At 52.3% G+C, this 18,501-nt stretch carries 17 protein-coding genes and 2 tRNA genes; 10 read left to right on the top strand and 9 right to left on the bottom strand.

The genetic code is table 11. The features are described from left to right. From sufB to ACFL9S_RS15975, 6 genes are all read left to right on the top strand, one after another. Window positions 1-1,491 (top strand): Fe-S cluster assembly protein SufB, encoded by a 1,491-nt coding sequence (gene sufB / locus ACFL9S_RS15950; RefSeq protein WP_405262873.1) that lies wholly within the window; start codon window positions 1-3, stop codon window positions 1,489-1,491. Window positions 1,492-1,541: 50 nt separating this feature from the next. Then, the gene (gene sufC, locus ACFL9S_RS15955; RefSeq protein WP_405262874.1) at window positions 1,542-2,288 is read left to right on the top strand and encodes a Fe-S cluster assembly ATPase SufC; all 747 of its coding nucleotides are present in this window, start codon (window positions 1,542-1,544) and stop codon (window positions 2,286-2,288) included. Continuing rightward, window positions 2,263-3,543 carry a Fe-S cluster assembly protein SufD gene (gene sufD / locus ACFL9S_RS15960; RefSeq protein ID WP_405262875.1) on the top strand — a complete coding sequence of 427 codons (1,281 nt, stop codon included), beginning with the start codon at window positions 2,263-2,265 and terminating at the stop codon, window positions 3,541-3,543. The genes sufC and sufD overlap by 26 nt, the downstream gene beginning before the upstream one ends. Continuing rightward, the gene (gene sufS / locus ACFL9S_RS15965; RefSeq protein WP_405262876.1) at window positions 3,540-4,760 is read left to right on the top strand and encodes a cysteine desulfurase SufS; all 1,221 of its coding nucleotides are present in this window, start codon (window positions 3,540-3,542) and stop codon (window positions 4,758-4,760) included. The genes sufD and sufS overlap by 4 nt, the downstream gene beginning before the upstream one ends. Window positions 4,761-4,827: 67 nt before the next feature. Beyond that, window positions 4,828-5,250: a cysteine desulfuration protein SufE gene (sufE, locus tag ACFL9S_RS15970; RefSeq protein ID WP_405262878.1), complete on the top strand. Its 423-nt coding sequence runs from the start codon at window positions 4,828-4,830 to the stop codon at window positions 5,248-5,250. 128 nt (window positions 5,251-5,378) lie between these two features. Next, window positions 5,379-6,410 carry a L,D-transpeptidase family protein gene (locus ACFL9S_RS15975; RefSeq protein WP_405262879.1) on the top strand — a complete coding sequence of 344 codons (1,032 nt, stop codon included), beginning with the start codon at window positions 5,379-5,381 and terminating at the stop codon, window positions 6,408-6,410. 106 nt (window positions 6,411-6,516) lie between these two features. On the opposite strand, the gene ACFL9S_RS15980 is transcribed toward ACFL9S_RS15975, so the two are convergent. The 5 genes from ACFL9S_RS15980 to ACFL9S_RS16000 form a co-directional block, all read right to left on the bottom strand. After that, window positions 6,517-6,753: a major outer membrane lipoprotein gene (locus tag ACFL9S_RS15980; RefSeq protein WP_034895178.1), complete on the bottom strand. Its 237-nt coding sequence runs from the start codon at window positions 6,751-6,753 to the stop codon at window positions 6,517-6,519. 305 nt (window positions 6,754-7,058) lie between these two features. Beyond that, a complete protein-coding gene (gene pykF, locus ACFL9S_RS15985; protein ID WP_159337214.1) occupies window positions 7,059-8,471 on the bottom strand; it encodes a pyruvate kinase PykF in 1,413 nt (470 codons plus the stop codon). A gap of 420 nt (window positions 8,472-8,891) precedes the next feature. Further along, window positions 8,892-8,968 (bottom strand) — tRNA-Val (locus ACFL9S_RS15990). A gap of 76 nt (window positions 8,969-9,044) precedes the next feature. Beyond that, a tRNA-Val gene (locus tag ACFL9S_RS15995) sits at window positions 9,045-9,121 on the bottom strand. Window positions 9,122-9,267: 146 nt separating this feature from the next. Next, window positions 9,268-10,641: an MATE family efflux transporter gene (locus tag ACFL9S_RS16000; RefSeq protein ID WP_405262881.1), complete on the bottom strand. Its 1,374-nt coding sequence runs from the start codon at window positions 10,639-10,641 to the stop codon at window positions 9,268-9,270. A 282-nt stretch (window positions 10,642-10,923) separates the two neighbouring features. Between ACFL9S_RS16000 and ACFL9S_RS16005 the strand changes: the two genes are divergently transcribed. Then, window positions 10,924-11,589, top strand: coding sequence for a riboflavin synthase subunit alpha (locus ACFL9S_RS16005; RefSeq protein WP_405262882.1), 666 nt, complete (start codon window positions 10,924-10,926; stop codon window positions 11,587-11,589). Window positions 11,590-11,639: 50 nt separating this feature from the next. Here the strand turns inward: ACFL9S_RS16005 and cfa are convergent, their stop codons facing one another. After that, window positions 11,640-12,788: a cyclopropane fatty acyl phospholipid synthase gene (gene cfa / locus ACFL9S_RS16010; protein WP_405262883.1), complete on the bottom strand. Its 1,149-nt coding sequence runs from the start codon at window positions 12,786-12,788 to the stop codon at window positions 11,640-11,642. Between the two features lie 313 nt (window positions 12,789-13,101). Further along, window positions 13,102-14,313 carry a purine nucleoside transporter PunC gene (gene punC, locus ACFL9S_RS16015; protein ID WP_405262884.1) on the bottom strand — a complete coding sequence of 404 codons (1,212 nt, stop codon included), beginning with the start codon at window positions 14,311-14,313 and terminating at the stop codon, window positions 13,102-13,104. Between the two features lie 113 nt (window positions 14,314-14,426). Here punC and punR point away from each other — a divergent pair, with 113 nt between their 5' ends. Beyond that, complete coding sequence (punR, locus tag ACFL9S_RS16020) at window positions 14,427-15,359, top strand: DNA-binding transcriptional activator PunR (RefSeq protein ID WP_405262885.1); 933 nt, start codon at window positions 14,427-14,429, stop codon at window positions 15,357-15,359. Here the strand turns inward: punR and purR are convergent. After that, a complete protein-coding gene (purR, locus tag ACFL9S_RS16025) occupies window positions 15,356-16,381 on the bottom strand; it encodes an HTH-type transcriptional repressor PurR (protein ID WP_405262886.1) in 1,026 nt (341 codons plus the stop codon). The genes punR and purR overlap by 4 nt on opposite strands. Before the next feature lie 306 nt (window positions 16,382-16,687). On the opposite strand from purR, the gene ACFL9S_RS16030 reads away from it, so the two are divergent. Beyond that, window positions 16,688-16,765: a YnhF family membrane protein gene (locus ACFL9S_RS16030; RefSeq protein ID WP_405262888.1), complete on the top strand. Its 78-nt coding sequence runs from the start codon at window positions 16,688-16,690 to the stop codon at window positions 16,763-16,765. Between the two features lie 42 nt (window positions 16,766-16,807). Here ACFL9S_RS16030 and ACFL9S_RS16035 read toward each other — a convergent pair whose 3' ends face one another. Continuing rightward, window positions 16,808-17,683: a C40 family peptidase gene (locus ACFL9S_RS16035; RefSeq protein WP_405262887.1), complete on the bottom strand. Its 876-nt coding sequence runs from the start codon at window positions 17,681-17,683 to the stop codon at window positions 16,808-16,810. 385 nt (window positions 17,684-18,068) lie between these two features. Between ACFL9S_RS16035 and ACFL9S_RS16040 the strand changes: the two genes are divergently transcribed. After that, the gene (locus ACFL9S_RS16040; RefSeq protein WP_200643084.1) at window positions 18,069-18,407 is read left to right on the top strand and encodes a Grx4 family monothiol glutaredoxin; all 339 of its coding nucleotides are present in this window, start codon (window positions 18,069-18,071) and stop codon (window positions 18,405-18,407) included. Window positions 18,408-18,501: the final 94 nt, after the last annotated feature.

Genomic DNA, 18,501 nt, shown 5'->3' on the forward strand with positions numbered 1-18,501 from the left:
ATGTCTCGTAATACTGAAGCATCTGACGATGTACAGGTTTGGGAAGGCAGCCCTCAGAACTACAAAGAAGGCTTCTTTACCCAACTGCAAACCGAAGAGTTCGAGCACGGCATCAATGAAGATGTGGTGCGCGCAATCTCGGCTAAACGTAATGAACCTGAGTGGATGCTGGAATTCCGCCTGAAGGCATTTGCTGCGTGGCTTGAAATGGAAGAGCCACACTGGCTGAAAGCCAACTACAAAAAGCTGGATTATCAGGATTACAGCTACTACTCCGCGCCGTCCTGCGGCAACTGCGATGACAGCTGTGCCTCAGAGCCTGGCGCCACGCAGGCTTCAACCGATGCGCCAAACTACCTGACGCAGGAAGTGGAAGACGCCTTTAAACAGTTAGGCGTACCGGTACGTGAAGGCCAGGAAGTGGCCGTAGACGCGATCTTTGACTCCGTTTCCGTGTCGACCACCTATCGCGAAAAGCTGTCGAAAGAGGGGATTATCTTCTGTTCGTTCGGTGAAGCTATCCACGAGTACCCGGAACTGGTGCAACAGTACCTGGGCACCGTTGTTCCGGCAAATGACAACTTCTTTGCTGCGTTGAACTCGGCTGTCGCCTCTGACGGTACTTTTGTGTACATCCCGAAAGGGGTGCGCTGCCCGATGGAGCTGTCGACCTATTTCCGCATTAACGCGGCGAAAACCGGCCAGTTCGAACGCACCATTTTGATTGCCGATGAAGGCAGTTACGTGAGCTACATTGAAGGCTGTTCTGCTCCGGTCCGCGACACCTACCAGCTGCATGCGGCGGTGGTGGAAGTGATCATCCACAAAGATGCTGAAGTGAAATACTCCACGGTGCAAAACTGGTTCTCCGGCGGCGACTCCGAGGGCGGTATCCTCAACTTTGTGACCAAGCGTGCACTGTGTGAAGGGGCGAACAGCAAGATGTCCTGGACACAGTCTGAAACGGGGTCTGCGATCACCTGGAAATACCCGAGTGTGATCCTGCGCGGCGATAACTCTATTGGTGAGTTCTTCTCCGTGGCGCTGACCAGTGGACGCCAGCAGGCGGATACCGGCACCAAGATGATCCACATTGGTAAAAACACCAAATCGACCATCATCTCCAAAGGGATCTCTGCCGGCACCAGCCAGAATACCTATCGCGGTCTGGTGAAAATCATGCCAACCGCGACCAATGCGCGTAACTTTACTCAGTGTGACTCGATGCTGATTGGTGCTGAATGTGGTGCGCACACCTTCCCGTATGTGGAAGTGCGTAATAACACCGCACAGTTAGAGCATGAGGCCACCACATCACGTATTGGCGAAGACCAGCTTTTCTATTGCCTGCAACGCGGGATCAGCGAAGACGATGCGATTTCTATGATTGTTAACGGTTTCTGCAAGGATGTCTTCTCAGAGCTGCCGCTGGAATTTGCAGTGGAAGCGCAGAAACTGTTGGCCATCAGCCTCGAACACAGCGTGGGCTAACCCACGCACAGCATTGATATGGTGCTGGAAAGCACTACGAAGGAAACCTTATGTTAAGCATCAAAGATTTACAGGTAAGCGTTGAAGACAAAGCTATCCTGCGTGGATTGGATCTTGAAATCAAACCCGGCGAAGTTCACGCCATCATGGGGCCAAACGGCTCAGGGAAAAGTACCCTTTCTGCTACTCTGGCAGGGCGTGAAGACTATGAAGTCACCGGCGGCTCCGTGGAGTTTAAAGGTAAAAACCTGCTGGAACTGGCCCCGGAAGATCGCGCCGGTGAAGGCATCTTTATGGCTTTCCAGTACCCGGTTGAGATCCCTGGCGTCAGTAATCAGTTCTTCCTGCAAGCCTCTGTGAACGCGGTGCGCAAATACCGTGAACAGGAAGCGCTGGACCGTTTTGATTTCCAGGACTTCATTGAAGATAAAATCCAGCTGCTGAAAATGCCTGAAGATCTGCTGACTCGTTCCGTCAATGTCGGTTTCTCCGGCGGTGAGAAAAAGCGTAATGACATTTTGCAGATGGCGGCGCTGGAGCCGGATCTGTGCATCCTGGATGAAACGGATTCCGGTCTGGATATCGATGCCCTGAAAATCGTGGCAAACGGTGTTAACAACCTGCGCGATGGCAAACGTTCATTCATCATCGTCACGCACTACCAGCGTATTCTTGACTACATCAAACCGGACTTCGTCCACGTGCTGTATCAGGGTAAAATTGTGAAATCAGGTGATTTTTCACTGGTTAAACAGCTGGAGGAGCAAGGCTATGGCTGGCTTACCGACCAAGAGTGATAACGCGCTGCAACAGTGGCATCACCTGTTTGAAACGCGTGGTGAAAGCCGCTCGTTGCAGGCTCAGCAACACTGGCAGCAGCTGCTGCGCTTAGGTTTGCCTACGCGTAAGCAGGAAAACTGGAAATACACGCCGCTGGACCAGCTGCTGGGCCACCAGTTTGTGCTGCCTCAGCCTGTTGAACTGAACGCGAGCGCTATCGACAACGTGGCGCTGGCGATTAATGCAGTGCGCCTGGTGTTTGTGGATGGGCGTTTTGCTCCTGCCCTGAGTGACAGTGAGTATGACCTGTTCTCTATTCAGGTAACGCAGGCTGCGGAACGTCGCGAGCTGAGTACGCCAATCCAGCCTGAAGTGTTCCTGCATCTGACCGAAAGCCTGGCAGAAGAAGTGACCACCATTCAGCTGGCACGCGGTAAAGCGGCAGCACGTCCACTTTATCTGCTGCATATCAGCAGCGGCAGTGCGGCAGGCGAGATGAACACCTCTCACTATCGTCACCATCTGGTGCTGGAAGAAGCGGCGGAAGCGACGGTGATTGAGCATTACGTCACGCTGAACGCCTCGACGCACTTTACCGGGGCGCGTTTCACCGCCGATGTGGGCAATAACGCACAGCTGACGCACTACAATCTTTGCTTCGAAGATCAGAGCAGCTATCACTTCTCCCATAACGACCTGATGCTGGGCCGTGATGTGCGTGTGCAGAGCCACAGCTTCCTGTTGGGTGCGGGCCTGACCCGTCACAATACCAGCAGCAAACTGGAAGGTGAGGGCAGCGATCTGGTGATCAACAGCCTGATGCTGCCGCTGGACAAAGAAGTGTGTGACAGCCGCACCTATCTTGAGCACAACAAAGGTCATTGTCAGAGCCGTCAGCTGCATAAAACCATTGTGCGTGACCGTGCCCGTGCCGTGTTTAATGGCCATATCAAAGTGGCCAAGTATGCGTTGAAAACTGACGGTCAGATGAGCAACAACAACCTGTTACTCGGGCGTCTGGCTGAAGTGGATACCAAACCGCAGCTGGAAATTTACGCTGATGACGTGAAATGCGGTCATGGTGCGACGATCGGCCGTATCGATGAAGAGCAGATGTTCTATCTGCGTTCGCGCGGTATCGACGAAGCCGCTGCCCAGCGCATGATTATCTATGCGTTTGCCGCTGAGTTAACCGAAGCCATTTCTGATGACATGCTGAAAGAAGCCGTGATGCAGCGCATCGCGCAGCGTTTCCCTGGAGGCCTGCAATGAGTTTTGACCTGGCTCGCGTTCGGGCGGAGTTTCCGCTGTTGGCGCGTGAGGTCAACGGGCAACCGCTGGCCTATCTCGACAGTGCAGCCAGCGCGCAGAAGCCGCAGTCAGTGATTGATGCAGAAAGTCGCTTTTATGAGCATGGCTATGCCGCCGTGCACCGCGGTATTCACACGCTGAGTGCGGAAGCCACCACGGAAATGGAAAATGTGCGCATTCAGGCGGCGCAGTTCCTTAACGCGGCGTCAGCAGAAGAGATCGTCTTCGTTAAAGGCACCACGGAAGCGATCAATCTGGTTGCTAACAGCTGGGGCGGCAGCCAGTTGCAGCCCGGTGACAACATCATTATCACGGAGATGGAGCATCACGCGAATATCGTACCGTGGCAGATGGTGGCAGAACGCACCGGTGCTGAAGTACGCTTTATCCCGCTGACCGCCAACGGTGAGCTGGATCTCGCTCAGCTCCCTGTGTTGATGGACAGTCGTACCCGCCTGTTGGCGGTCACGCAGGTCTCTAACGTGCTGGGGACTGAAAATCCGGTGAAAGCGCTGATCGCTCAGGCGAAAGCCGCGGGCGTGGTCACGCTGATCGACGGTGCGCAGGCTGTGATGCATCACAAGGTTGATGTCCAGGACCTGGACTGCGATTTTTATGTCTTCTCCGGGCACAAGCTGTATGGCCCGACCGGCATTGGCATCCTGTATGGCCGTAAGGCACTGCTGGATCAGATGCCGCCGTGGGAAGGGGGCGGGGCGATGATTGCAACCGTCAGCCTGACCAGGGGCACCACCTTTGCCGCGGCACCGTGGCGCTTCGAAGCGGGTTCACCCAATACCGGGGCGATTATCGGTCTGGGCGCTGCCATTAAGTGGGTCAGCGATCTGGGGCTGGATGTGATTGCCGAGCGTGAACAGCAGCTGATGCGCTATGCACTGGATAAACTGGCCGCAGTGCCGGATCTGGTGATTTATGGCCCACAGCAGCGTGCTGGCGTGATAGCTTTCAACCTGGGCAAGCACCATGCGTTTGATGTGGGCAGCTTCCTGGACCAGTATGGCATCGCGATCCGCACCGGCCATCACTGTGCCATGCCGTTAATGCAGCATTACGACGTGCCGGCCATGTGTCGTGCCTCGTTTGTTCTGTATAATAGCGAAGAAGAAGTGGACCGACTGGTCGCTGGTTTAACACGTATTCACCGTTTGCTGGGTTAAGTTTCAACCCGCACCGACCCGCAGGGGCGAGGCATGCCTCGCCCTTTCGTTTTTAAGTGAGGAAGCAATGGCAACTCTGCCAGATAAAGACAAGCTGGTACGCAACTTCAATCGTTGCGCTAACCAGGAAGAGAAGTATCTGTACATCATTGAGCTGGGTGCCCGGCTGTCGGGTGAAGCTGAAACTCTCCAGCAGCCAGAAAATATCATTCCGGGCTGCCAGAGCCAGGTGTGGATTGTTGTCGATACCGATGACACAGGCTGTGTTCGTCTGCAGGGCGACAGCGATGCCGCGCTGGTAAAAGGGCTGATTGCTATCGTCTTCGCGCTGTACCAAAAGATGACGCCACAGGAAATAGTCGCTTTCGATGTCCGCCCCTGGTTTGCTGACCTTTCCCTGACGCAACAACTGACCCCATCCCGTTCGCAGGGACTGGAAGCCATGATTCGTGCCATTCGTAAGAAAGCGCTGATTCTTACTCAGGCGTGAATTGCTACACTTCTCGGTAAGCACCCCACCAGGCTACAGTGGGGTGTTTACACCGCCTGATGCTGGTGCGTTAATCACCTCCAGTGAGCCAGGTTGTGTATTTATCCATTCATAACCGAGAAATGCGCATGAAACTTTTTTACCGCCTTGCCGGGATCTCTGTTCTTACCTTTCTTGCCGGGATACACGCCGCCAGCGCAACTGAGTACCCGCTTCCCCCTGACAACAGCCGCCTGATTGGTGAAAACACCACCTTTGTCGTCCCCAATGATGGGCAGCCGCTGGAGTCCGTGGCGGCTAAATACAAAGTGGGTTTACTGGGCCTGCTGGAAGCCAACCCCGGAACTGACCCCTGGTTGCCTAAAGCGGGCTTACAGCTGACCATCCCAACGCAGATGCTGCTGCCTGATACCAAACGTGAAGGGATTGTCGTCAACGTCGCAGAACTTCGCCTGTACTACTATCCGAAAGACGAAAACAAAGTGATCGTCTATCCCATCGGTATTGGCCAACTGGGCGCGAATACCCCGGCAATGGTCACCAGCATCAGCCAAAAAATCCCCAATCCAACCTGGACACCCACGCCTAACATTCGTAAGCGCTACGCGGCTGAAGGCAAGACGCTGCCGGTCACTGTACCCGCAGGGCCAGATAACCCGATGGGGCTGTTTGCGCTGCGTCTGGCTTACGGTCAGCAGCATTATCTGATCCACGGTACTAACGCCGATTTTGGTATCGGGATGCGTGTCAGCTCAGGTTGTATCCGTTTGCGCCCGGACGATATCGAAGCCCTGTTCAACAGCGTTCCCAAAGGTACGCGTGTGCAGATCATCAATCAGCCAGTGAAGTACGCGGTTGAACCGGACGGTAAACGCTATCTGGAAGTGCATCAGCCGTTGTCGCATAGCGAGAAGGATGATCCGCAAACTATGCCCATTGCACTCACGGTAGCCGCTAAGAAATTCATTAACAGCGATGCCAGCGATCGGGCCGTGATCAAAGCAGCGATAGAGCGCAGAGCAGGGATGCCGGTGCTGGTTAACGAAGGTGAAAAAGTCGAGGGTAACAGTCAGTTGCCTGTCAGTGAGGCTAAATCGCATTCTGCGGGGTTGGATGGTAAATCCTCATCAGTCAGTAGCGTTGGGGCTGGAGGGGCTTAAAATCGATTACAGTGTGTTTTAGGCGGGGTTGGACGCATGGCGGAAGACTCCGAATAACAGGCAAAAAAAATGGCGCACAATGTGCGCCATTTCATTACCAGAACTCTTACTTACGGTAAGAGTGAGCCTGGTTGTCCAGACGCTGGTTAGCACGAGCTGCGTCATCTTTAGCAGCCTGAACGTCAGAACGGATTGCGTTCACGTCGTTGCTCAGCTGGTCAACTTTAGCGTTCAGAGTCTGCACGTCGGTAGACAGCTGATCGATTTTAGCGTTGCTTGAGCAACCAGCCAGCATAGTTGAAGCCAGGATTACCGCGCCCAGTACCAGTTTAGTACGATTCATTATTAATACCCTCTAGATTTAAGTTAATCTCCATGTAGCGTTACAAGTATTACACAAAGTATTTTCTAATGAGAATAATTTTTTGATGAGAAAGTGCTTAAACTTGATCGTTCGCTCAAAGAAGCATCTTATTTCTGATATTTTACAAAAAACGAAGCGAAAACAGGCGATTTTAATCGGAGGGTCTGTGGATTATCCGGTAATTAAATCGTTAATTTCGATTGGACGCTTTGTGAAACGTCTTGCGCAAGTTGTAAAAAAAGCGCCACTGAGGGCGCTTTTTAAATGCAAGGCGTAATTTTTAATTACAGAACGTGCACTGATGCAGTATTGGTGGTTCCACTTGGTACCAGTGCTCCAGAAACCATCACCACCACATCGCCTTTCTGCGCGTAGCCGCTGGCTTCTGCTGCTTCTTTACCCAAACGGTAGAAGTCGTCAGTTGAGGCGATTTCTTTCACGACAGAAGTGATGATGCCTTTGCTGAGCAACAACTGACGTGAAGTCTGTTCGTTAGTGGTCAGCGCAAGGATTGTCGCATTCGGGAAGTACTTACGAATGGACTTCGCAGACTTGCCGCCTTCTGTAGCAACCACAATCAGTGGTGATTCCAGTTTCTCAGCCGTTTCTACCGCACCGCGACATACCGCTTCGGTAATGCGCATTTTGCGGTTGTCGTGCTGGGAGTCGATGCGGCTTTTCATCACGCGATCGGTACGTTCGCAGATGGTGGCCATAATGGTGACAGACTCCAGCGGGTATTTCCCTTTGGCGCTTTCACCAGAAAGCATCACAGCATCGGTGCCGTCGAGGATGGCGTTGGCAACGTCACCAGCTTCCGCACGGGTAGGGCGCGGGTTTTTGATCATGGAATCGAGCATCTGGGTGGCAGTGATCACCACTTTACGTGCACGGTTACACTTCTTGATCATCATCTTCTGAGCGAAGATCACTTCTTCAACCGGGATCTCAACGCCGAGGTCACCACGAGCGACCATGATACCGTCAGAGGCATCAAGGATTTCGTCGAAGTTGTTCAGGCCTTCCTGGTTTTCAATTTTGGAGATGATCTGGATATGCTCGCCGCCGTGTGCTTTCAAATGCTCACGGATTTCGATCACGTCTGAACGCTTACGAATGAACGAAGCAGCAACGAAGTCGACGCCTTGCTCGCAGCCAAAGATCAGGTCCAGCTTGTCTTTTTCAGCCAGCGCAGGCAACTGAATGGAAACGCCCGGCAGGTTAACGCCTTTGTTCTCGCCCAGATCACCGTTGTTCAGCACTTTACACACCACGGTGCTTTCAGTGACTTCGATAACTTCCATACCGATCAAACCGTCATCCACCAGTACGGTATTGCCGATTTTCAGGTCTGAAGCGAAGCCAGCGTAAGTCACTGCAACGGTATCAGCGTTACCGATGATGGTCTGGTCGGTGGTGAAGGTGAAGGTCTGGCCCGCTTTCAGGGAGGCATCGTTACCGCCTTCCAGTTTCATGGTACGGATTTCAGGACCTTTGGTGTCCAGCAGAATGGCAGCCTGGTGACCGCTTTTGCTCATGACGGAACGCAGGTTGGTAATGCGCTGGCCATGTTCTTCATAATTCCCGTGGGAAAAGTTCAGACGCATCACGTTCATGCCTGCATCAAGCAGGTTGGTCAGCATCTCTTCAGATTCGGTTTTAGGGCCGATAGTACATACGATTTTAGTCTTTTTCATGACGATTTATCTATTAAGTTGTGATGGATGATTAAAGATGGATCCCGGCGGTGTTTCCCCCGGAGGAAAAAATTTGCGTTATGAAAACGTCGATACTGAGTAAGGATAGGTGACAGAATTACAGCATGCAGGGTAAGTTGAGACGTGGTTTCGGCGCAGGCGCAGCAAGGCGTTGCGCAACAGGTACTCGTTATAAATTGAGGGGCAACCATACGCTGAAACCATTCAAGTGAAACAACGTTCCGTATTATAGTCGCTAAGTGTTCGAAAACCAATTAAAAAGCGTGAAATAGCATGCAGGAATGATGCGCATCAAATTCGTTGCGCAAACGGGCACGAAGTGAGGTTAATCTTAAAGTTTAAGAAGGGGGTAACACAAAGGGGATGAATGATGTGAAACGGAAGTGTTTTACAGGAGTTTGGTGCGTCTGAATGGACTCGAACCATCGACCCCCACCATGTCAAGGTGGTGCTCTAACCAACTGAGCTACAGACGCATAACTTGCTTCGTTTTTCGCATTAGCGCGAAATACTCGCAACTTGATATTTGCTTATCTTTCTTTAGAAGAAAGATGGTGCGTCTGAATGGACTCGAACCATCGACCCCCACCATGTCAAGGTGGTGCTCTAACCAACTGAGCTACAGACGCAAATTGTTATCATGGCGACAACGGGGACGAATATTAACGACACCCCGAACGCCTGGCAAGGAGAAAAAATGATTTTTGCATCCGATTGCTGCGCAACTGTGCGAAGCGCAGCAATTTTAACCATTTCCCGTAGGTTGTGCGGAAAATTAACGCGCGGAACGCGTCAGAATGGTCTCGGCAGGCTGACGTTGCAGACGGCGCATCCGCCAGATCATCATGATGGCAGAGGAGGTCAGGCCGATAATAAATCCTGTCCAGAAACCGGAAGGACCCATTGGCGGGACCACCCAGTCGGTCATCGCAAGGATATAACCGCTCGGCAGACCAAGGATCCAGTAGGCAACGAAGGTAATAAAGAAGATCGAACGGGTATCTTTATACCCGCGCAGAATGCCGCTGCCGATCACCTGAATCGAGTCAGAGAACTGATACACCGCCGCCAGGAACATCAGCTGTGCTGCCAGCGTTATCACTTCCGGGTTATCGGTATACAGCAGGGCAATCTCTTCACGGAACGTTACGGTGAATAACGCGGTGAGACAAGCCATACAGATGCCAACCCCTTGCGCTGTCCATGCGGCGACTTTTGCCTGTTCAACGGAACCCTGACCCAACCGAAAGCCCACGCGGATGGTCGTGGCGACCCCCAGCGATAACGGCAGGACGAACATCAGTGAGCTGAAATTCAGTGCGATCTGGTGGCCCGCGACTTTGACGATCCCCATCGGAGACACCAGCAGGGCGACAACAGCAAACAGTGTCACTTCAAAGAACAGCGCCAGTGCAACCGGCAAACCAAGCCCTGTCAGGCGACGCAATGCTTTCCAGTCTGGTGGGCTGAAACGCTCGGCAATATGAATATCGCGCATGGATTTCGCACGATTCACCCAGGCCTTCATCGTAATAAACATCACCCAGTAGACTGATGCTGTTGCCACGCCGCAGCCAATGCCGCCCAGTGCTGGCATGCCAAAGTGGCCGTAGATAAACACGTAGTTAACCGGAATATTCACCAACAGCCCGAGGAATCCCATGACCATGCCGGGTTTGGTTTTGGATAAACCTTCACACTGACTACGGGCTACCTGGAAAAACAGATAACCGGGTGCGCCCCACAGCAAGGCGTGCAGGTATCCCACGGCTTTTCGGGACAATTCCGGGTCAACATTATGCATGGCGCCGATCAGGTATCCGGCGTTATACAGCACCACCATGATCAGTACAGAAACCATTGCGGCCAGCCAGTAAGCCTGGCGAACCTGGTGTGCAATGCGTTCACGTCTGCCTGAGCCATTAAGCTGAGCCACTATCGGTGTCAGCGCCAGGATCAAACCGTGACCAAAAAGAATGGAAGGTAACCAGATTGAGGTTCCTACTGCAACGGCGGCCATATCCGTGGCGCTAACGGCACCGGCCATTACGGTATCAACAAAGCCCATGGCGGTTTGCGCAACCTGCGCAAGGATCACCGGGATAGCAAGGGCTAATAACTGACGCGCCTCTAAGAGGTACTTCTGCACACATACACCTTTTTATTTTTCCGCTATGTTTCGCGCCGGTTTACTGCAACGCGAAATCCATTGGGGAGCTGAATGATGAAAGACACTGCTGAAGAAATAAACGGCATTTGCGATGATGCCAGCAGAGCAGGCGGTACATTCTAGTGTCAGTGCTAGAAATAGCCAATCTTCTGATAAAAGAATCGCTCTTTATGTCACGCAATTAAACTGTACTTTATTTGGTTTTGTTGCGTTGCCAGGGCAAACTAACTGCAGCGAAAACACATTGATTGAGGCAAAGCTATGTTTACCGGTATTGTGCAGGGCACCGCGGAGGTGCTGGACATTGACGAAAAACCTAATTTTCGTACCCACGTTATCAAAATGCCGGAGGCATTATTGCCCGGGCTGGAACTGGGGGCGTCCGTTTCCCATAATGGTTGTTGCCTGACGGTGACAGAAGTTGATGGCGACCGCGTTAGCTTTGATCTGGTAAAAGAAACGCTGCGTATTACCAATCTGGGTGATCTGAAAGTCGGTGATACCGTTAACGTTGAGCGTGCCGCAAAATTCAGCGATGAAATTGGTGGTCATTTGATGTCTGGTCATATTATGACCACTGCTGAGATTAGCAAAATACTGACTTCGGAAAATAATCGCGAAATTTGGTTTAAACCGCAGGATGCCAGTCAGATGAAATATATCCTGCATAAAGGATTTGTTGGCATCGACGGTATCAGCCTGACGGTAGGCGAGGTGACGCGCACAAAATTCTGCGTTCATCTGATCCCCGAAACACTGCTGCGCACCACTCTCGGCAGCAAACGCCTGGGGCATCGTGTGAATATTGAGATCGACCCGCACACGCAGGCGATTGTGGAAACCGTTGAGCGCGTTCTGGCTCAGCGTGAAGCATCATTACTGGCCGCCGCAGCCAGAGAGCAGCAGGCGGAGAGTCCGAAAGCGTAATGTCATAAAAAGGGGCGACATGACGTCGCCCCTGCAGAATGTGATATCACCTAGCGCGCAACGCGCAGCCCGCCTTGTTTACCGCGGGTAAATACCACCTGCCAGAGTTGAATATCTCTTGCACGAAACGCACCCGCACAGGCATTCAGATAGTACGTGAACATCCTTTTGAAACGTTCACCGTATTTGTCCGAAAGCTGTGGCCAGGCGCTAATAAAACGCTGATACCAGTGCATCAACGTGACATCATAATCAGCCCCAATATTGTGCCAGTCCTCCATCACGAACCAGGGTTCACTGGCTGCGGCAATATGACGCACCGATGGCAGACAGCCATTAGGGAAAATGTATTTGTCGATCCACGGGTCAACATTATTGTTGGTTTTGTTGGCACCAATGGTATGCAGCAGAAATATCCCTTCAGGTTTCAGATTACGGTTTACCACATCAAAATAGGTGGCGTAATTCTTCGGCCCAACATGCTCAAACATCCCGACAGAGACGATGCGGTCGAACTGCTCGGACAGATCGCGGTAATCCTGAAGCAAGATCGTGACATCCAGCCCGTCACAGCGTTGTTGCGCCAGCTTCTGTTGCTCAGCGGAAATGGTCACTCCCACCACGCGGACGCTAAAGTGACGCGCGGCATATTCCGCCAGACCTCCCCAGCCACAGCCAATATCCAGCAACGACATACCCGGCTCCAGCTGAAGTTTTTTGCAGATTATCTGCAATTTGGCTTCCTGCGCCTCTTCCAGCGTATGGGCTTCTTTCCAGTAACCGCAGGAGTATTGCATGTAAGGATCGAGCATGCGGGTAAAGAGATCGTTACCCAGGTCATAATGCTCTTTGCCGACAATCCACGCGCGTTTGCGTGACTGCAAATTAGTGAGGCGAGAAGCCACAACACGTAATGTGTCGCGGAAATGACGGGGGATTTGCTGATCTAACTTTGACTGTAGCACCCGCTGGAAAAAGATATCCAGGCGTTCGCATTCCCACCAGCCATCCATATAACTTTCACCTAATCCCAGCGATCCTTCCTGCAGAACGCGTTTAAAAAAATCGGGGTTGGTGATCTGGATATCCCAGGGACGGGAACCATTGATTTCGATACTGGCCTGACTCAACATTTCCTGGACGATTCGATACCACGGGTTGTCATCCAGGCTCACTTCTTCAATACACGATGAACTCATAGCTTCTCCATCACCCTGTGTGATTAAAACCTGAGAAACAGAATCGTCAATTTCTACAGGCCGGTGAGAGCACTTACGGCGAATGCCGCAGTCTGATATCCGACGTTAAAAAAGAGGTTTGATGCGAAACTGGCAGCGGTCGTAACGTAGTCACGCGGAACAACTCCATGACAACCCTGTCAGGATCCAACAGTGGACGACGGCAAAACGCCATCGTCCACTTAAAAATGTTGTTAAGTTGTTATTTTATAGTGCGCTGAAAAGTATATGCCCACACAAGGTAATATTCAACGCATTATTGTTAGGGCGCTAACTAAGTGTTTTCACAGGACTCTACCTGGCCCGGTGCATTCAGATGGGCCTGTTTTTGCTCCGCCGCGCGCTGGACAACGTAGCCAACGACAGCGAGGACAATCGTTCCTGCCATCACCAGCGTGGTGGTGTGCAGCGGGGATTCAATCCATGTTGACACTGCCAGGCTGGCGAAGAAGCAGAGGCCGAGCTGCAACATATTCTGCAAGGCTGCGGCTTTACCGGTTGCCTGGGGGAAGGGCAGCAACGCACTGGACACCACAACTGGATAGATCGCACCATTTGCCATCGCCATTCCACAGAACGGCAGCAGCAATGCAAACAACGAAGGTTGCGGCTGCTGAGAGATAAAGTAGAGCGCGAGAATGCTGACACTGTAGAAGGCCAGCAGCCATGGCAGGAACTGACGCCCGGCAAAGTGGTTCAACAGCGCGCGGCAGCCAAACCCGCCGATCAGAAACGCTGCTGTTTGCGGAACATAACTGAGTCCAATATCAGCAGGGGATAAACCGAGGTTACCCAGAATGAACGGTGAACCGGTGAGCCAGGCGAAAAAACTGGCTGAACATGCCGCGTAAATTAACACGTTACCGCTGTAAACAGGCGACTTCAGCAAGGTGAGGAAGCCGGGTGCGCGAGGCTTAACGGCGACGTGGTCGTCTGCCGGGCGCGACGATAAGCGTAATGTCGGGATCAGTAGCGCGAGACTGACCAGCAACAGGACAACAAAAATAGAACGCCATGAAAAATGGTGCAGCAGCCAGGCACCCAACAGGGGAGCCAGCGCTGGCGAGAGGGCGACCAGGGGCATAATGGTGGCAAAGACACGGTTAGCCTGCGGACCCGTGTAGCGGTCAACCACCAGAGCCTGCCAGCTCACCGCCGCTGCGCATACCCCCACGGCCTGAACAAAGCGAACGACCAGCAGCCAGAACGCCGACTCCACCCACAGCATGGCCGCACAGCCAATGGCGAAGAGACTCAACCCCATGAGCAATACAGGTTTACGGCCGATGCGATCGGACAACGGGCCCCAGACCAGCTGCGCGCAGGCAAAGCCGGCGAGGAAGATGCTCAGACTGGCGCTGATGGCACCTGCCTCGGTGCGCAGATCTTGTTGCATCACGCCAAAAGCGGGAAGGTACATATCGGTAGCAAGAAAGCCCAGCATGCTGAGCAGCGCAAGGTAAATCATAAATCCTTTAGAACGCATAGTTTTTAACTCTTATTAGACAATTTTTTTACGCGTGCAGTGTAATCGCGTGCTGACCAGCCTGTGAAACGCTAATATTCGTGGGTTGCAGTGAAAAATATTGAAGGCAAACTATGTGGTCTGAACATTCTCTTGAAGTGGTTGACGCGGTGGCGAGGACGGGCAGCTTCACCGCTGCGGCAGCAGAGCTTCATCGCGTCCCTTCCGCTGTCAGTTATACCGTGCGTCAGTTGGAAGCGTGGCTGGCCGTCAGTCTGTTTGAACGCCGCCACCGTGATGTGGAGTTAACGGAAGCCGGGCGGGTTTTCATTGAAGAGGGGCGTGCTGTTATCAAAAAAATGCTCGTCACCCGCACGCGCTGTCAGCAGGTGGCTAACGGCTGGCGCGGGCAAATCAATATTGCGGTCGACAGAATTGTACGCCCGGCACGCACCCGACAGCTGGTGGTGGATTTTTACCGGCATTTTCCCGACATGGAGCTGCACATCATGCCGGAAGTGTTCAATGGTGTGTGGGATGCACTGGCTGACGGCCGCGTCGATGTCGCGATCGGGGCGACTCAGGCGATCCCGGTGCGAGGACGTTTTGCTTATCGTGATATGGGAAGCCTTAACTGGCGCTGTGTGGTGAAAACGGCGCATCCGTTACTCAGCCATCAAGGGCCGTTAAGTGAGACGTTAATTCGTGAGTGGCCCTCGCTGGTGTTGGAGGACACCTCACGTGCGTTGCCGAAACGCACTACATGGACATTAGATAATCAGCGACGACTGGTGGTGCCAGACTGGGAAAGCGCGTTTGACTGCCTGCGCGCGGGGTTGTGTGTTGGGATGGTTCCGGGGCATTTTGCCCAGCCCTGGCTGCAACAGGGCGTGCTGGGAGAAGTGATTCTGACGTCATCCTTTCCCGACAGCCCCTGTTACCTCAGCTGGTCTGAACACAGCGCCTCACCGGCGCTGAGTTGGTTACTGGAGTATCTGGGCAGCACAGAAACCCTGAATGCAGAGTGGCTGAGCGAACAACCCGGTCCCTCGCTGTTGAGCGATTAACGGCGGTAGTCGCGGAAAGGACCATCGGCAACGGAACGGCGCTCAATCAGTGAAGGGTGAACTTCAATGGTTTGCGGATCTTCGCGCTTGCTGGTGATACGGTCCAGCAACATATCAAAAGCGGTTTCGCCCAGACGTTCTTTCGGCTGGTGGACAGTGGTCAGTGCAGGCGTGAAGTAGCGTGCGTTGCGCACGTTATCATAACCGATCACTGAAATATCCTGCGGCACGCGCAGACCCATTTCATCTGCTGCGCAAATCGCGCCCATGGCCATAATATCACCACCACAGAAAATGGCCGTCGGGCGCTGTTTTTGCGACAAAATCTGCTGCATGGCGCGATAGCCAGACTCAGGTTCAAAGTCACCCTGCACCAGCCATTCATCACGCAGTGTGATACCTGCTTCTGCCAGTGCTTTCAGGAATCCGGCATGGCGGCCACCGCCTGTATTACGCTCAAGCTGACCCGGAATTGCACCAATATCGCGGTGCCCACGTTCGATCAGATAACGCCCGGCCAGGTAACCGCCCTCAAAAGCATTATCAAGCACGGTATCCGTGAAATCACCGCGCGACTCGCCCCAGTCCATGACGACCATCGGAATATTACGGTTGTCTTCCAGCATGGAAATCAGCGTGTCGGGATATTCTGAACACATCACCAGCAGCCCATCGACGCGTTTCTGCGCCATCATTGACAGATAGGCCTGTTGTTTGTGCAGGTCATTGTGCGCATTGCCCAAAATCAACGTGTAGCCTTTGGCAAAGCAGCGGTTTTCTATTGCTTCAATGATCTCTGCAAAATAGGGCGCTTCACTGGATGTTGCCAGCAGGCCAATGGTTTTGGTGTGGTTGACCTTCAGACTTCGGGCTACGGCGCTGGGGGAGTAATGCAATTCTTTAATTGCAACCCATACCGCTTCGCGCGTCTCTTCGGCTACAAAGCGCGTTTTGTTAATCACATGGGACACGGTGGTGGTGGAAACACCGGCGCGCTTTGCCACATCCTTAATTGTTGCCATTAAAATCGTACTCCTGGTGTTATCATAATCTCTTGATAACTAATTGGTTAAACGTTTGCCTGGGTACAGCCATTCCTGCCCGACCAGAATTATTTTAGGTGCTGTCTCAAAGGGTCGGGAGGGGGGTGAATCGTCCGAAGAGTGACATGCAGTGCTGGCTTTTACACGTTGCCAACGGTGTTGCGCAACGTAATGAGGAATTCTAACAAGGCTGCGCACAGAAAACGAGATTTTTACGGGTAACTGTGGGAAAATCTGTTGGCTTACTAAAAACAAGGTTATTGAGGAGAGAGAATGAACACTGATATGAAAATGACTGCACTAACCGTTGTGGGTTCACTGTTGATGATTATTGCGTTTAGTTTTACCGCTGTGATGCATTAAGTTTTGCCAGGGAGGAGGAAACTCTTCCCGAACCTTCAGGCATTATCGAATCGTTTTAGGCGTCATCATCCGGCGCGCACCAATGTAGTGTTCCTGCCAGTAATCTTCGCTTAACGCACTGACCTGAATATCTTTACCGGTCCGTGGAGACTGAATAAATTTCCCACCACCCAGATAGACACCAACGTGATCAGCGGTGCCACGCCCGTTGATACGGAAGAAGACCAGGTCACCTTTCTCTAACTGATCGCGCTTAATCGAAGCCGCATCGCGCAGATGGAACATTTCATTGGCCGTACGCGGGATCTTAAACTTTACCAGATCCTTATAGGCGTACCACACCAGACCACTGCAGTCGAACCCGGTTTTCGGCGAGGTGCCACCCCATTGATAAGGTTTACCAAGCTGGCCCATCAGCTTGTTCATCGCCGTTTCACGCGCTTTCTGGTAGCGTGCGCGATGCGCTTTGCTGAGTTTGAGCGGGGCGTTGAGTGCATCGTTATCATCTTCGGCGGTTTTGCTGCCTGCACGCTGACGACCATAATGTTTTTTGTCCGCTTTTTTGCTGGCCGCAAGCTTTTTGCTCAGTGCTTTCTTTTCCACTTTCGCATTACGCACGGGGGCCGCTGCGCTGGTTTTTTTCTTCTCTTTCTCTTTCAGTTTTTTTGCCAGCAGGAGCCCGGCTGATTTAGAGGACTCTTTTTTAACAATTTCTTTGGCTTTTTTACTGGCAGGTTCTTTGATTTTTTTGGTCGAGGTGGCTTTTACCGGGCGGCGCTTACGGCGGTCATCTACACGCGCAGTGTTGCTGTCGGCTTTTTGCTGTTTTGCATTAATAGGGGTATGTGGCGATGCGTGCGCCATGTTGAAAAACAACTGGGTGAAAGCCAGTATGAAGAGCGTGATGAGTAAACGCATCGTTCCCATTAACAGTTTGTGCGCTACAAAAGACAGCAACGCGGTCAGAAAAGAGATTTCTGCGGTTATGCAGAAGGTTGGGCCAATTCTAATCTAACTTCTTAACAAAGGGTAAGGTCTTTTTTGTTTCAATAATACAGATCAAGGAAATGATGTAATATTGAGCACAATCAGCTGGTTAACTCAGCAATAAAACCGAAGCAGGTCATAACAGGTGCAGCAGTGATGATAAGAAAATGTTATTTTGTTTCCCTGTTTTGTCTATTGGTCGCATTTTCACCTTTCTCGCATGTGAAAATGTCATTTTCATCGCCAGGGCAGAATCGCTACAATAAGCAGGCTGCGCCCAGCCTACACACGATGTATCGTATTGAGGAAGATATTTATGAGTACTGTTGAAAAAATTCAACGCCAGATCGCTGAAAACCCTATTCTGCTGTACATGAAAGGTTCTCCGAAACTGCCAAGCTGCGGTTTCTCTGCTCAGGCTGTTCAGGCGTTATCTGCTTGTGGCGAGCGCTTCGCGTACGTTGATATTCTGCTGAACCCGGACATCCGTGCAGAAATGCCAAAATATGCCAACTGGCCAACGTTCCCACAGCTGTGGGTGGACGGTGAGCTGGTAGGCGGCTGCGATATCATCATTGAGATGTATCAGCGTGGCGAGCTGCAGCAACTGATTAAAGAAACTGCGCAGAAATATCCGTCTGACGCCGCAGAGTAACGCAGGCACGTTGTCAGCATAAAAAAACCGGGCCTGAATGAACTGCACCCAAAAAGTTGGACACCCAACTGAGTAAGGTGCAGTACATGAAATA

The organism is Erwinia sp. AnSW2-5 (genome assembly GCF_045107195.1).
Lineage (GTDB): Bacteria > Pseudomonadota > Gammaproteobacteria > Enterobacterales > Enterobacteriaceae > Erwinia.

What these genes read in the sequence shown, in the direction of transcription:
- sufS (WP_405262876.1), top strand. Translation starts at nt 3,540, where the DNA reads ATGAGTTTTGACCTGGCTCGCGTTCGGGCGGAGTTTCCGCTGTTGGCG.
- pykF (WP_159337214.1), bottom strand. Translation starts at nt 8,471, where the DNA reads ATGAAAAAGACTAAAATCGTATGTACTATCGGCCCTAAAACCGAATCT.
- punR (WP_405262885.1), top strand. Translation starts at nt 14,427, where the DNA reads ATGTGGTCTGAACATTCTCTTGAAGTGGTTGACGCGGTGGCGAGGACG.
- ACFL9S_RS16040 (WP_200643084.1), top strand. Translation starts at nt 18,069, where the DNA reads ATGAGTACTGTTGAAAAAATTCAACGCCAGATCGCTGAAAACCCTATT.
- ACFL9S_RS15980 (WP_034895178.1), bottom strand. Translation starts at nt 6,753, where the DNA reads ATGAATCGTACTAAACTGGTACTGGGCGCGGTAATCCTGGCTTCAACT.
- sufE (WP_405262878.1), top strand. Translation starts at nt 4,828, where the DNA reads ATGGCAACTCTGCCAGATAAAGACAAGCTGGTACGCAACTTCAATCGT.
- ACFL9S_RS16035 (WP_405262887.1), bottom strand. Translation starts at nt 17,683, where the DNA reads ATGCGTTTACTCATCACGCTCTTCATACTGGCTTTCACCCAGTTGTTT.
- ACFL9S_RS16030 (WP_405262888.1), top strand. Translation starts at nt 16,688, where the DNA reads ATGAAAATGACTGCACTAACCGTTGTGGGTTCACTGTTGATGATTATT.
- ACFL9S_RS15975 (WP_405262879.1), top strand. Translation starts at nt 5,379, where the DNA reads ATGAAACTTTTTTACCGCCTTGCCGGGATCTCTGTTCTTACCTTTCTT.
- cfa (WP_405262883.1), bottom strand. Translation starts at nt 12,788, where the DNA reads ATGAGTTCATCGTGTATTGAAGAAGTGAGCCTGGATGACAACCCGTGG.
- punC (WP_405262884.1), bottom strand. Translation starts at nt 14,313, where the DNA reads ATGCGTTCTAAAGGATTTATGATTTACCTTGCGCTGCTCAGCATGCTG.
- sufB (WP_405262873.1), top strand. Translation starts at nt 1, where the DNA reads ATGTCTCGTAATACTGAAGCATCTGACGATGTACAGGTTTGGGAAGGC.
- ACFL9S_RS16005 (WP_405262882.1), top strand. Translation starts at nt 10,924, where the DNA reads ATGTTTACCGGTATTGTGCAGGGCACCGCGGAGGTGCTGGACATTGAC.
- sufD (WP_405262875.1), top strand. Translation starts at nt 2,263, where the DNA reads ATGGCTGGCTTACCGACCAAGAGTGATAACGCGCTGCAACAGTGGCAT.
- purR (WP_405262886.1), bottom strand. Translation starts at nt 16,381, where the DNA reads ATGGCAACAATTAAGGATGTGGCAAAGCGCGCCGGTGTTTCCACCACC.
- sufC (WP_405262874.1), top strand. Translation starts at nt 1,542, where the DNA reads ATGTTAAGCATCAAAGATTTACAGGTAAGCGTTGAAGACAAAGCTATC.